We start from the raw sequence: 14164 nt of genomic DNA, 5'->3' as shown, positions 1-14164 counted from the left end.
GAAGAAACAATCCTTCCGTCAACTAGGAACCCATTGTTGGTCAGGCGCGAGGTCGGGCGCGCGGGCGAAGTTTACGACAGCGCCGCGAATTGTGCGGATGCCGATTTTCTCGAGGATGTCGCGGGTGGCGGCATCGGGCACGTCTTCGGCGTACACGGCCATGTTCAGCGAAACGGCCGTGGCGACGACGGTGGCCGCCAGGTGCTGGCTGCCGGGACTGTGCAGGATGCCGGTGATGAACCCGCCGCACAACTTCACGTATGACAGGGGGTATTCATGCAGGTGTTCCATGGCGCCGAACTGCTGCGACAGCCGCGACAGGCCGACCCGGCCGCCGGCTTGGGTCACGATATGGCAGAGCTGGCGCATTTCGGCGTCATGTTCCACCAGCGCGGCGGCATCCACTTCGACGATCAGCCGTGCCGTGAGCGCGGGGCGGTCGGCCAGCATGCGTTCCAGCCGCGACAGGAACGCCGCCTGGGCCAGCGAGGCGCGCGACAGATGCACCGTGAGCGCATCCGTGTGGGTGTAGAGCCAGTCCAGGCCCAGGCGGATCGCCTGGATGTCGCATTCGGCCGACAAGCCCAGGCGCACCGCAGGCGGCATGAAGATCGAGGCCGGCACCGGGTCCGCACCTGCGGCGTCGTGCAGGGTCAGGCTGGCCTCGTAATGCAGCAGGTCGCTCGAGATGTCGGCCAGAGGCTGCACCGACAGCGAAAACCGGTGCTGCTCCAGGGCGGTGGACAGCGCATCGTGCCAGCTGTATTCGCCGATGCGGGTGCTGTCGGCGGCCTGGCTGGCCGGGGCGATCTGGTCGTCATCGGCGCTTTCGGCGCACATCAGGGCGTGGTCCAGTCGCGCCAGCGTGTCGCTCATGTTGTCGCCGGGGGCGTAGGCGGCCATCGCCAGGGCCCAGCGGCACCAGCCGTGCTTGTCCATCGGTACGCGCAGCGACCGAAGCTCCCGGCGCACCCGCTCGGCCAGCAGGCCGGCCTGGGGCGCCGAGGTGCGGGGCATCAGCAGTGCGAAGTCCGAGCCGCCGATGCGGGCCAGCACGGCGGCCGAGCCGCCCGAATCGCCCACCAGCTTGCGCAGGCGATCGGAGGCCGATCGCAGCCATTGGTCGGTGAAGGCGCGCGACAGATGCCGGTTGATCTGCGCCAGATCGCGTTGGCGAAACAGCAGCACGTGGCCGCCCGCGTCCGGCTCCTGGCTGGCCAGTGCCAACCGGAAATGGTCGATGAAGTACTTGCGGTTGGGCAGGCGGGTCACGGCATCGCGCGAGATCTCGCTTTGCAGCGATTCAATGCGCGCGTTCTGCTCCTGGACCGTCGCGGCCACTTTGCGCTGGGCGTCGACCAGGGCCTGGTCCACGCCGGCCAGCTCGCAGGCGCGGCCCGGGGTCGGGTCTGCGCCCGGCGCCAGCGCCCGTACTCGTTCGCAGATATCCCGCGAGGTGCGCGCTTCAATCCAGCGCAGCAGGTTGACGGCAAACAGGGTCCAGAAGACGCCGGCTGCCAGCACCAGGCCGATCACGCGCACGCCGCCTTGCCACAGCGTGTCGCGAGCCAGCCGGGCATCGGCCTGGACGGTGACGCTGCCCAGGGGGCGGCCGTCTGCCGAAACAATGGGCCGGGTGGCGGCGGGGGCAGCCATCGTCAGCCAGCTGTCGCGCCAGTCGCGCGCCTGGGCAGGCGCGTCGGCGGGCGGGTTGCGGCGTTCCACCAAGGTGTCCCCATTTTCCCTGGCAATCCGTACCAGCGAATACAGGCCGGCGCCGAACAGGTCATCGGCCAGTTTGGCGCTGTCCTGCGTGCGGCCGGCATCGTGCGACAAGGCCCAGGCCAGGGCGCTGGCGCCAGCCTGGCCTTGCTGGGCCAGCTGGGTGTTCAGGTAACGATGGGCGGCCAGCATCCCCAGCGCCTGTGCACCGAGCAAAATGAAGGCAATCAGGAGGGCGGTGCAGAGGATCAGCCGGCGTAATGTGGACATGTAGTAGGGGTTCCCTTCGTGGCCCGCACCGTTGCCGGTGCCGCGCAATGCCGGCCTGCCAGTAAAAGGGGGAACGTCAGGCAGCGAAAGTGCCCGATCGGGAAAAATGCTGGATAAGAAACGTGACACACGTTACTAATACCTCAGTGTCGTCGCGTACGCTGTAATTCCGCATGTCACAGAACATACAGAATATTACGAAATCACCTGCGATATCAGACAACCTGTGCAATTATTTCGTTCGTGATAATTGCCCGGATGATAACTATTGAGACAGGCCGTATTAATTTTCCGGCTCTGGCTGTCGTAGTAAGGGCACGGCATGGCGCAAGGGACCGGCCAGCGACTGCTATCCAAGGACCGTCATGACCCCACGCGAGCAATCAGACCAGTGCAGGAATCGAAGGAAAAGGAGCGCGTTGCTCCTGAAGTGTGGCGTTTTTTTGCGAAAATAATGCATAATTTAAAAAATGTTACAGCCCTTGGGTTTCTTTCCGGACCACAACGCCAAGGGTTTCTAGATAGGGGGCTCCGTGCGTGAGAGTTACCTGCTCGCACTGTGCCTGACGCTCGCGGGCGCACTTGCAGCGATAAGTTTGTTTTTCGTCCGCAGGGAACGTGTTCTGCGCGGTCGACTGACGCGTGACGAATTGACCGGCGTGCTGAGCCAGCGGGAGCTGCATCGGCGCGCGCGCGCCTGGCTGAACCAGGCGGACAAGCAGTCCGGCCGCGGCGCCTTCGGGCCGGGCGGCGCGGCGCAGGCGGACAGGGAGACGCTGGGAATTGCGCGCGCCCGTACGGGCGCGCGCGGCATTGGGGCGTTCTTCCTGGTCAGTTTTGACCAGTACGCCGAGATCAGCGCGATGCTGCGGGCGGGCGAAGACCAGACCCTGCTGGTGATGGTGGCCGACCGGCTCAGCCTGATCACGCGCGCGCTGGGCGGCATGGTGGCCCGTAGCGGCACCGACACGTTCACGGTCTGCATCCCCGAGGTCGACGAGGAAGGCGCGGCGCAGGTGTCGGCCAAGCTGCTCGAAGATCTGTCGGTGCCCTACGAGTTGGGTGGCCGGCCCCTGATCGCGGTGTTCCGCGTGGGGGCGGCGTTGTATCCGGACCACGGCCGCAGTGTGGAAGAATTGCAACGTTGCGTGCAGGTCGCGATGGTGCCGCTGAAAGAGCGGGGCGGCCCAGGCTGGAACATGTTCGACTTTCGCATGCTGGCCCGCCAGCGTGACCAGCAAGGCCTGGAAAATGACCTGCGGCTGGCGTTGACCACCGCGTCCATGGACCAGTTCGAACTGTATTACCAGCCGGTGTGCGACAGCGGCACGGGCGTGGTGCAGGGCTGCGAGGCGCTGTTGCGCTGGCACCACCCGGAACTGGGCAGCGTGTCGCCTGCCGTGACGATCGAACTGGCCGAACGCAGCGGCCTGATCGTGCCGCTGGGCGCCTGGATACTTGAACGGGCCTGCTCGCAGGCCGCACTGTGGCCGGCGGCCTGGCGGGTGCACGTGAACCTGTCGGTCAAGCAGATGAACGAGGACAGCCTGGTGCAGCTGGTGTCCGACGTGCTGGCCTCGACCCGCCTGGCGCCGCGCAAGCTGGTGCTGGAAATCACCGAATCCATTTTCATCCTGCACTACGAGCGCCACGTGAAGATCCTGAACACGTTGCGCGCCAAGGGTATCGGCGTGGCGCTGGACGATTTCGGCTGCGGCTATTCCAGCCTGAACCACTTGCGCCACCTGCCCATTGACTGGGTCAAGATCGACCGCAGCTTCATTTCCGCGCTGGAGTCCGATGCGGGTAGCCGCGAGGTGGTGTCCGCCCTGTTCGGGCTGTGCCAGGCGATGCACCTGCCGGTGGTGGCCGAAGGCGTTGAAACCGAAGGCCAGCGCGAAATCCTCAAGTCGCTGGGCTGCCGCGTGATGCAGGGATTCCTGCTGGGCCGGCCCGCGCCGGCCGCCGAGATTCAGGCTTTGGCCTCGGCGGTGTCATAATCGGGGTTGCTTGCAAACTCACGACCTGTTGACTTCCTATGCCCGGCAATACCCTCGGTACCTTGTTCACCGTCACGAATTTTGGCGAATCCCACGGGCCGGCCATCGGTTGCGTCATCGATGGCTGTCCGCCGGGACTGTCCCTGGATGCTGCCGATATCCAGCTTGAACTGGACCGCCGCCGTCCCGGCACGTCGCGCCACGTCACCCAGCGCCAGGAAGCCGACCAGGTCGAAATCCTGTCGGGGGTCTACGAAGGCCTGACCACTGGCACGCCCATCGGCCTGCTCATCCGCAACACCGATGCGCGCAGCAAAGACTATTCGAACATTGCCGATACGTTCCGGCCCGGCCACGCCGACTACGCCTACTGGCGCAAGTTCGGCCTGCGCGATCCGCGTGGCGGCGGCCGGTCGTCGGCCCGCCTGACCGCGCCCACCGTGGCCGCGGGCGCCGTGGCCAAGAAATGGCTGGCCGAACAGTACGGCGTGAAGGTGCGCGGCTACATGAGCCAGCTGGGCCCCATCCCGATTCCGTTCGTGTCGTGGGACGAAGTGCCGAACAACCCGTTCTATGCGCCCAACGCCGATGTCGTGCCCGAACTGGAAGCCTACATGGACCAGTTGCGCCGCGACGGCGATTCGGTCGGTGCGCGCATCGAGGTCGTGGCGGAAAACCTGCCCGCCGGCTGGGGCGAACCCATCTACGACCGCCTGGACGCCGACATCGCCCACGTGATGATGGGCCTGAACGCCGTCAAGGGCGTGTCCATCGGCGCCGGCTTTGACTGCATCGCGCAGCGCGGTTCCGAGCACGGCGACGAAATCACGCCCGACGGTTTCCTGACCAACCATGCCGGCGGCGTGCTGGGCGGCATTTCCACCGGCCAGCCGGTGACGGTGTCGCTGGCCATCAAGCCCACGTCCAGCATCCGGGTCGAGCGCCGTTCGGTCAACCGTGCCAACGAGCCGGTGATGGTGCAGACGCTGGGTCGCCACGATCCGTGCGTCGGCATCCGCGCCACGCCCATCGCCGAAGCCATGCTGGCCCTGGTGCTGATCGACCACGCCCTGCGTCACCGCGGGCAGTGCGGCGATCGGGCCTGAGGTCCGGCGGGTCCCCGATTTCAGCCACTGTTGGAGGCCGACATGAGCCGTAACCGCTATCCGTTGCGCCGCCTGGCGGCCGTCCTGGGCCTGGCCGCGCTGGCCGGCTGCACGGGCATGAATACCACCCAGTCGGGCGCCATCGGCGTCAATCGCACGCAGTACATGTCCAGCATGGTGCCCTCGCAGGCGCTTGAGCAGGAAGCCAACCAGCAATACGCCGACATCCTCAAGCAGGCCCAGGCCAAGAACCTGCTGGACCGCGATGCCCCGCAGGTCGCGCGGGTGCGGGCCATCTCGCAGCGCCTGATCGCGCAGGCGGGCGTGTTCCGGCCGGATGCGTCCGGCTGGAAATGGGAAGTGCACGTGCTGACCAGCGACGAGATCAACGCCTGGTGCATGCCCGGCGGCAAGATCGCGGTCTACACGGGTCTCATCAACAAGATCAAGCCTTCCGACGATGAACTGGCCGCCGTGCTGGGCCACGAGATTTCCCATGCGCTGCGCGAACACGCTCGTGAGCGCGTGTCGCAGCAGATGGCCACCAACCTGGGCTTGCAGGTGCTGTCCATCGCCACCGGGTCCAGCGCCGCATCGGACCTGGGCGGGCAGCTCACCAGCGTGATGTTCACGTTGCCCAACAGCCGCACCCACGAAACCGAAGCCGACCGCATGGGCGTCGAGCTGGCGGCGCGGGCCGGTTTCGATCCGCGCGCCGCCGTGACGCTGTGGCAGAAGATGGGGGCCGCCGATAGCGGCAATGCGCCGCCTGAAATTCTGTCGACGCACCCGTCGGCCGCGTCGCGCATCACCGATCTGCAGGCCGCTGCGCAGCAAGTGCTGCCGCTGTACGAGCAGTCCAAGGGCCGCGCGGCTCGCTGAACGGACAGAGAAAAAAGGCATCCGTGTCGCCGCGGATGCCTTTTTTTGCGTCTGCCGCGGATGGCTAGGCGGGCAGCTTGACGCCGGGCCCGCGCATGACGGTGATACCCAGGTCGGCCAGGATGCGGCGCGTTTCGCTGTCCGGCACGTCTTCGGCGTACACCGCAATGTTCAGCTTGCGGGCGGTTTCCAGTACCGACGCGGTCAGTTGCTGGCTGCCCGGGCTTTGCGACATGCCGCCCACGAAGCCGCCGCCCAGTTTCACGTACGACAGGGGCAGGGTGTGCAGCTGCGCCACCGCCCCGAATTGCTGCGCCAGGCGGCGCACGCCGATATGCGCGCCGAATTCCGAGGCCACCCGTGCCAGCGCCGCGATCTGCTCGTGGCATTCCACCAGGCCGTGGGCATCGATTTCCAGGAACAGGCGGCGAGCCAGCGCTCGGCGTTCGGTCAGCAGCAAGGCCAGCTGGCGCAGGTATTTCTGGCCGCGCAGCGAGGGCAGGGCCACGCGCAGGGCCAGTTCACCGTCATGGGCGGCCAGCCAGTCCAGGCCAAGTTCCACGGCCTGCAGGTCGCATTCGGCCACCAGGTCCAGCCGCACCGCAGGCGGAATGAACAAGGTGGCGGGGATAGGTGCCTGGTCGGGAGCGGTGCGCAGCATCAGCATGGCTTCGGTGCGCAGCACGGTGCCATCGGCGGCGCGCAGCGGTTCGGTCGCCAGTTCGAAGCGGCGACCTTCCAGGGCCGACAGGATGGCGTCCTTCCACGCGCGTTCGCCGGATTCGGACGGCGACTGCGCATCGGCGGCGCCTGCGATGACGACCTGGTCGTTGCCGGCGCTTTCCGCCCGCATCAGCCCGAAATCGAGCCGCGCCAGCACCGGGCCGGCCGGATTGCCGTGGCTGTAGTCGGCCATGGCCTGGGCCCAGCGGCACAGGTGGCCTTCGCCGACAGGGATGCGCGAGGCATGCAGGTCGGCGCGCAGTTGTTCGGCGATCATCATCGCCTGCGGCGCCGCGCAACCCGGCAGCAGCAGGGCGAAGTCGGACCCGTTCAGGCGTGCCAGCAGGGGGTTGGCCACGTGCAGCGACTTGAGCGACCCCTGGATGCGCTCGCAGGCCGCGCGCAGCCACTGGTCGATGAATTCGCGCGGCATGTGGCGGTTCAGGTCGGCCAGGTCACGTTGGCGGAACACCAGCACATGGCCGCCGTCGATGGGGGCGCGCGCCGGCGAACCGCCCTGGACCGGGCCAGCTTCGAGCGCGCGGCGGAACTCGTTGACGAAGTATTTGCGGTTGGGCAGGCGCGTGACCGGGTCCTGGTTCAGTTCCAGTTCCAGCGATTCGATCTTGGCGTTCTGTTCCTCGACGCTGGCGTAGACGCGCTCGCGGGTCTGGTTCAGCGCCTGCACCACGTCGGTCAATTCCGACACGCGGGCCTGCATCTGCTGCGGCGGCGTGTCCTGGCCGATGCTGCGGACGTGGTCGCTGATCTCGCGCAGCAGCCGGTTCTTGATCCAGCCGACCAGGGCAAAGGCGAACAACGCCCAGATCAGGCCCGCGCCCACCACCAGCGCGATCATGCGCAAGCTGCTGCGCCACAGGGCTTCCCAGGCGTAGGCGTCGTTGGCCACCAGCGTCACTTCGCCGATCTGGCGCCAGCCGTCGCTGACCGCGTGCGAGGCCGACTGCGCGTCTAGTGGCGCCAGCGCCTGGAACCAGCGCGGCACGGAGGCGCCCGCGGAGGGGGCCTGGCGTTCGATCAGCACCTTGCCTTCGGGGTCGGCCAGGCGCACCAGCGAAAAATGGCCGCCGTCGAACAGCGCCGACACCAGCAGTTCCTGCACCACCGGGTCGTTGTTGGCCGGTTGCGACAGCGACAGGGCCAGCGACACGGCGGCATCGGTGCTTTGCACCTGCAACTGGCCCGACAGGTATTCGCGGGCGGCGTTGACGCTGAGCGCCAGGGTCCCCAGCAGGATCACCACGATCGCGAGGGTGACGCTGAGCAGGAGCTGTCGAAGTATGGACATAGTCTTGGTTCCGGACATCAGGGGCGTATGCCTTCCCGTTCCATGCGTTGAAGTAGATCGCGCCAGCGGCTGAGGCGGTCAACCGGTGCGGCGGGTTTGCCGTCGACGTACACGCCGTCGGCGTTGAAGCTGAAGACCGGCGTCAGGTCGCGCCGTTGCGATGCCGGCAGGATGGTGGAAATCAGGCTATCCAGCACCAGCGGCACCGCGTTCGGGGTTTCGTAGTAGCCCAGCACCATGTGGGCGATCTGGCTGCTGCTGGCCGGACCGCCGACCCGTGCCCGCACATAGATGAAACGCAGCTTGTTCGCCGGCACGCCCATCGACAGCAGGGTGAAGTACTTGCCGATGACGTAGTCTTCGCAGTCGCCCGCGCCCTTGCCCAGCGATTCGAGCGGGGTGGCCCAGTAATCGTCCTTGCCCCAGATCGTGATGTCATCGCCCGACAGCAGGGCGCGGTTCCAGAAATCGTTCGCCACCGTCAGCTTGTCTTTCTCAAGCGCGGGGGGCGGGGTGTGCAGCAGTTGCAGCCAGTTCGACACCGCCTTGGCGCCCTTGGCGCCATAGCGGCTGGCCGACAGGCTCTGCAATTTGTCGGCGTTGATCTCCAGGGCGAAACTGCCGCCCCAGCCGCACGCCAGGCAAAGCAAAACCCATCGGCACAGGTTCAGCGTGACGCGGAAACGGCGGGTTGATGGCATGAAACGGATTTTCACATTTTTCCGGATGATTCAGGTGTCATCCGGAAAAAATCCCCCGCGCCGCAAACGCGCCGCGCCCTGTGCTTCAGACCGGTCAGGGCCGCGGGCGGCCCTGACCGGGTACGGCCTTAGCTGTGGTCGACGTTCAGCTTCCCCTTTTGCAGCAGGTCGTTGATGATCGCCTGGTTGTTCATCTGCCCGCCTTGCGTCAGGTCGATGTTTTCCAGCACGATCTTCTGGTCCGCGCCCTGGGTGCCCAGCTTGCCTTGCGTGTTGACGTCGATGACCGTGTTGTTGCCTTCCTTATGGAAGTTCAGGTACTGGGTCAGGGTGCCGTCCTTTTCGCCGACCAGCAGGTCCTTCAGGTCCAGGATGTCGCCGCCGTCCGAAGGCTTGCCCAGCGAGAAGTCCTTGATGGTGTCGACCGCGGGCTTGGCAGTGGTGCCCTGGTCGCCCAGTTCCCACTTGAAGGTATCGCTGCCGGCGCCGCCGATGAGGATGTCATCGCCCTTGCCGCCGATCAGGATGTCGTTGCCGTTGCCGCCTTCCAGCGTGTCGTTGCCCGAACCGCCGTGCAGCAGGTCGTTGCCGTCGCCGCCGTACAGTTTGTCGTCGCCTGCGCCGCCGTAGATGATGTCGTTGCCATCGTCGCCGTACAGGATGTCGTCGCCGCCCTGGCCGTAGATGATGTCGTCGCCCGTGCCGCCGTGGATCGTGTCGCTGCCGCCGCGCGGGTCGTCGGCCAGGTTGAAGTCGGCGTGGTGGTCCTTGATGTAGTCGTACAGGTCGCTGTTGGTCGGCGGGTGCCCGTCACGCATTTCCAGGAACACTTGCAACGCCTTCAGGCCCGAACCCTGCAGCAGGTCGCTGGGGCGGCCGCCCACGGAACTCCAGTTCAGCACCGTGCCATCCGTGTTCAGCGTGTCGCCGAAGATGATGTCGTTGCCGGCGCCGCCGTTGATGATGTCGTTGCCGACGGCGGCCGGGTCCGTGCTGGACGAACCGCCTTGCAGCGCGGCGGCCAGGTCCTTGGCGGTGTTGACGATCTGGGGCTGGCCGACGGCGCCCGAGACGGATTGGCTGGGGCTCCACGGGTAGTTGCCCGGGAACGAGACGGAACCCGTGCCGGTAACGCTGGAGTTGTCGAAGAACTTCAAGTAGCCCTCGTTCACGCCGGTGCCGATGCCGATGGCATGTACCGTGCTCTTGCCGCTCAGGCCCTTGAAGGCGTCGACGGCGTCCTTCATGTCGCGGTAGTCGGTGCTGGTGCCGCTGCCGTTGTTGCCGTTGTTGCTGAACGTGGGGTCGCCGTCGGTCAGGAAGTACGTGACGTTCTCGAATGTCTTGCCATTGGACGTCGTGGGTTGCTTGTTGAACCAGGTCAGCGCTTCCTTGAAAGCGCCTTCGTAGTTCGTGCCGCCGCTGGCGCTCAGCTTCTCGATGGCCTTGATCAGGTCATTGACGTTGGTCGAGTTCAGGCCGTCGATCGTGTACTTGGTGCTGGCCGACGACTCGAAGCCGATCAGCGCCACGTTGACGATGCCGTCGTGGCCCTTCAGGCTGTTGGCCAGGTTCTTGAGCGCGTCGATCGTCAACTGCATGCGCGACAGGCCCTTCGTGCCCGACGGGTCCGACATGCTGCCCGAGGTATCGACGACGATCGCGATGTTGTAGTTCTTGCCCGGTTCCACCGTGGTGACGGTGCCGCCCTTGTCGCCCAGGATGACGTCGTCGCCGCTGCCGCCGTTGATGGGCGGCTTGGTGCCCGTGCCGCTGCCGTCGTTGTCGCCCGAGATGAAGTTGTTGGTCTTGATGGCGAAGTTGTATTCGCCCGACGTGTCCTTGCCGCCGTAGGCCGTGCCGCCATTGTCGCGGACCTGGAAGCCGAACGAGGTGTCCTGGCCGGCGGCCGACGGGGTGTAGACCAGCTTGCCCGAGGCAATGTCCGCCGCCGAGATCACGGCGTTCACCGTCACGGGCTGGCCGTTCAGGGTCAGCGTGCCGTCGGTCGGCAGGCGGGTGATGATCACGCTTTGCAGCGAATTGCCTTCGGCGCCGTCGTTGAAGTTGAACTCGGCCGTGGTGAATGCATGGCCGGCGCCCGCACTGACGGTGGTGGCGTTGTCGGCCGCGGTCGGGGCGTCGTTGGTGCCCACCACGTCGACCGTGATGGTCTGCTTGGCCGAGCCGTCGGCGGACGTGACCTCGAAGCTTTCCTTGAGGACCTTGCCGGGGGCCAGGTCCTGCACGGCCTTCAGGCTGTTGTTCAGCGAGTAGGTCCAGTTGCCGTTGGCGTCGATCGAGAACGTGCCGTATTTGCCCGCCACGCTGTTCTGGGCGATGACGCTGCTCTGGCCGGCGTCGGCATCGGACACCGTCAGCTTGCCCGAGGTCAGCAGCGTGTTGTCCTCGATCACCGTGCCGGTGGTCTGGCCGCTGATCTTGGCAATGTCGTTGGTGCCGGTGATGGTGACGGTGATGTCCTTGTACGCGGTGCCGCCGTTGCCGTCGTCCACCGTGACCCGGATGACGTCGTTCACCGTCTGGCCTTCGGTCAGGGCTTGCACCTTGGCGCTGTTGTTGTCCAGCACATAGGTCCACTTGCCGGTCTGGTCGACGGTGAAGGTGCCGTACGTGCCCTGGCCGCCGTTGTTGACCGTCCAAGTGTGCTTGTCGGTGGCGTCGATGTCCTGCTTGGTCAGCTGGCCGCTCGTGGTCAGCGTGCCGTCTTCCTTGACGTTGCCGGTGACCAGGCCGGTAATGGTCGGCAGGTCGTTGGTGCCGTTGATGGTGATGACCACCTTGCTGGTGGTGCCATCCGCGGTGGTGACCGTGTAGGACTCGGTCAGGCTGTCCTTGGCGCCCAGCTGCTGCACGGCGGCGGCGTTGTTGTCCAGCTTGAAGGACCAGTTGCCGTTGGCGTCGATCGAGAACTTGCCGTATTGGCCCTGGAAGTCGGTCTGCGGCTTGAAGACCGCTTCGCCGGCATCCTTGTCCGTCACGTTCAGCTTGCCGCTGGCCGTGTCGATCGTGTCTTCCTTGACGGTGCCCTTGTCGGCCCCCGGCGTGCTGGGGGTGATGACGGCGGCGTCGTTGGTGCCGGTGATGTCGATGACGATCGTCTTGGTGGCCGTGCCGCCATGGCCGTCGTCCACCGTGACCGTGATGCTGTCGGTGACCTTCTGGCCTTCGGTCAGCGCCTGGACCTTGGCGCTGTTGTTGTCCAGCACATAGGTCCACTTGCCGTTCTGGTCGACGGTGAACGTGCCGTACGCGCCCTTGCCTTCATTGTTGACGGACCAGGTGTGGGTGTCGTTCGTGTCGACGTCCGACTTCGTCAGCTGGCCGGTTGCGGTCAGCGTGCCGTCTTCCTTCACGTTGCCGGTGGTGGCGCCGCTCAGGGTCGGGGCGTCATTGGTGCCGGTGACATTGACGACGATGGTCTGGGTGGCCTTGCCGCCGTTGCCGTCGTCCACCGTGACCGTGATGGTATCGGTGACCTTCTGGCCTTCGGCCAGGGCCTGGACCTTGGCGCTGTTGTTGTCCAGCACATAGGTCCACTTGCCGGTCTGGTCGACAGTGAAGGTGCCGTACGTGCCCTTGCCGTCGTTGTTGACGGACCAGGTGTGCTTGTCGGTGGCGTCGACGTCGTGCTTGGCCAACTGGCCGGACACGGTGGTGCTGGTCGCGTCTTCCTTGACGTCACCCGTGGCCTGGCCGGTGATGGTCGGGGCGTCGTTGGTGCCGTTGATGGTGATGACGACCTTGCCGGTGGTGCCGTCGGCGGTGGTGACCGTGAACGTTTCGCTCAGGCTGTCCTTGGCGCCCAGTTGCTGGATGGCCGTGGCGTTGTTGTCCAGCTTGAACGACCAGTTGCCGTTGGCGTCGATCGAGAACGTGCCGTATTTGCCCTGGAAGTCGGTCTGCGGCTTGAAGACCGCTTCGCCGGCATCCTTGTCCGTCACGTTCAGCTTGCCCGAGGCGGTCTCGGTGACGTCTTCGGTGACGATGCCCGCGTCGGCGCCCGGCTTGCTGGGCGTGATCACGGCGGCATCGTTGGTGCCCGTGATGTCGACGACGATGGTGGTGGTGGCCTTGCCGCCGTTGCCGTCGTCCACCAGCACCGTGATGGTGTCGGTAACCTTCTGGCCTTCGGCCAGGGCCTGGACCTTGGCGCTGTCATTGTCCAGCACGTAGGTCCACTTGCCGCTCTGGTCGAGCGTGAAGGTGCCGTACTGGCCCTTGCCGCTGTTGCCGACGTTGTCGAACGACCAGGTGTGCTTGTCGGTCGCATCGATGTCGTGCTGGGTCAGCTGACCGGTGGTGGTCTGCGTGCCGTCTTCCTTGACGTTGCCGGTGGTGGCGCCGGTGATGGTCGGGGCATCGTTGGTGCCGTTGATGGTGATGACGACCTTGCTGGTGGTGCCGTCGGCGGTGGTGACCGTGAACGTTTCGCTCAGGCTGTCCTTGGCGCCCAGTTGCTGGATGGCCGTGGCGTTGTTGTCCAGCTTGAACGACCAGTTGCCGTTGGCGTCGATCGAGAACGTGCCGTATTTGCCCTGGAAGTCGGTCTGCGGCTTGAAGACCGCTTCGCCGGCATCCTTGTCCGTCACGTTCAGCTTGCCCGAGGCGGTCTCGGTGACGTCTTCGGTGACGATGCCCGCGTCGGCGCCCGGCTTGCTCGGGGTCACGACGGCGGCATCGTTGGTGCCGGTGATGGTGACGGTGATGTCCTTGGTGGCCGTGCCGCCATGGCCATCGTCGACGGTGACGGTGATGGTGTCGGTGACCTTCTCGCCGCCCTTCAGGGCCTGGACCTTGTCGCTGGCGTTGTCCAGCTCGTACTTCCAGTTGCCGTTCTGGTCGACGGTGAACTTGCCATACGCGCCCTTGCCGTCGTTGTTGACGGTCCAGGTGTGCTTGTCGTTCACGTCCACGTCGGCGACGTCGAGCTTGCCCGTGGCGGTGGTGGTGCCGTCCTCGGTGACATTGCCGGTAGTCGTACCGGACAGCGTGGGCTTGTCGTTGGTGCCGGTGATCTCGATGGTGATGGTTTCAGTCGCCTTGCCGCCGTGGCCGTCGTCGACCGTCACGGTGATGGTGTCGGTGACCTTCTGGCCTTCGGCCAGGGACTGGACGTTCTTGCCGGCGTTGTCCAGCGTGTACGTCCACTTGCCATTCTGGTCGACGGTGAAGCTGCCGTACGTGCCCTTGCCGTCGTTGTTGACGGACCAGGTGTGTTTGTCGGCGGCATCGACGTCGTGCTGCGTCAGCTGGCCGGACACGGTGGTGTCGGCCGCGTCTTCCTTGACGCTGCCGGTGGTGGCGCCCGTGAGGGTCGGGGCGTCGTTGGTGCCCGTGATGTCGATGGTGATGGTCTGGGTGGCCTTGCCGCCGTGGCCATCATCGACCGTGACGGTGATGGTGTCGGTGACCTTCTGGCCTTCGGCC

The 14164-nt window shown here is 65.8% G+C and carries 7 protein-coding genes; 3 read left to right on the top strand and 4 right to left on the bottom strand.

The window, feature by feature from the left end; translation table 11 throughout:
* Window positions 1-18: 18 nt before the first annotated feature.
* Window positions 19-1992, bottom strand: coding sequence for a bifunctional diguanylate cyclase/phosphodiesterase (locus tag AC3WMR_RS18770; protein WP_492266388.1), 1974 nt, complete (start codon window positions 1990-1992; stop codon window positions 19-21).
* Between the two features lie 533 nt (window positions 1993-2525).
* Between AC3WMR_RS18770 and AC3WMR_RS18765 the strand changes: the two genes are divergently transcribed.
* From AC3WMR_RS18765 to AC3WMR_RS18755, 3 genes are read left to right on the top strand one after another with little or no spacing between them, the layout of a single operon-like run.
* Window positions 2526-3992, top strand: coding sequence for a putative bifunctional diguanylate cyclase/phosphodiesterase (locus AC3WMR_RS18765; RefSeq protein WP_492281583.1), 1467 nt, complete (start codon window positions 2526-2528; stop codon window positions 3990-3992).
* Between the two features lie 38 nt (window positions 3993-4030).
* On the top strand, window positions 4031-5098 hold the full coding sequence (aroC, locus tag AC3WMR_RS18760) for a chorismate synthase (RefSeq protein ID WP_175192609.1): 1068 nt from the start codon (window positions 4031-4033) through the stop codon (window positions 5096-5098).
* Between the two features lie 42 nt (window positions 5099-5140).
* The gene (locus AC3WMR_RS18755; RefSeq protein ID WP_492265709.1) at window positions 5141-5980 is read left to right on the top strand and encodes a M48 family metallopeptidase; all 840 of its coding nucleotides are present in this window, start codon (window positions 5141-5143) and stop codon (window positions 5978-5980) included.
* A 64-nt stretch (window positions 5981-6044) separates the two neighbouring features.
* On the opposite strand, the gene AC3WMR_RS18750 is transcribed toward AC3WMR_RS18755, so the two are convergent.
* The 3 genes from AC3WMR_RS18750 to AC3WMR_RS18740 all read right to left on the bottom strand — a co-directional run.
* Entirely contained in the window at window positions 6045-8012 is a 1968-nt protein-coding gene (locus tag AC3WMR_RS18750) for a bifunctional diguanylate cyclase/phosphodiesterase (protein ID WP_492265708.1), read from the bottom strand.
* 17 nt (window positions 8013-8029) lie between these two features.
* Window positions 8030-8713 carry a transglutaminase-like cysteine peptidase gene (locus AC3WMR_RS18745; protein ID WP_492265707.1) on the bottom strand — a complete coding sequence of 228 codons (684 nt, stop codon included), beginning with the start codon at window positions 8711-8713 and terminating at the stop codon, window positions 8030-8032.
* Between the two features lie 128 nt (window positions 8714-8841).
* Window positions 8842-14164: VCBS domain-containing protein (locus AC3WMR_RS18740; RefSeq protein WP_492265706.1), on the bottom strand; the 5323-nt coding region annotated here is incomplete at its 5' end.

This window comes from Achromobacter sp. FW305-C-28, from assembly GCF_058783235.1.
The sequence above is the reverse complement of the archived record's forward strand: the minus strand, read 5'-3'. Positions and strand labels throughout refer to the sequence as shown.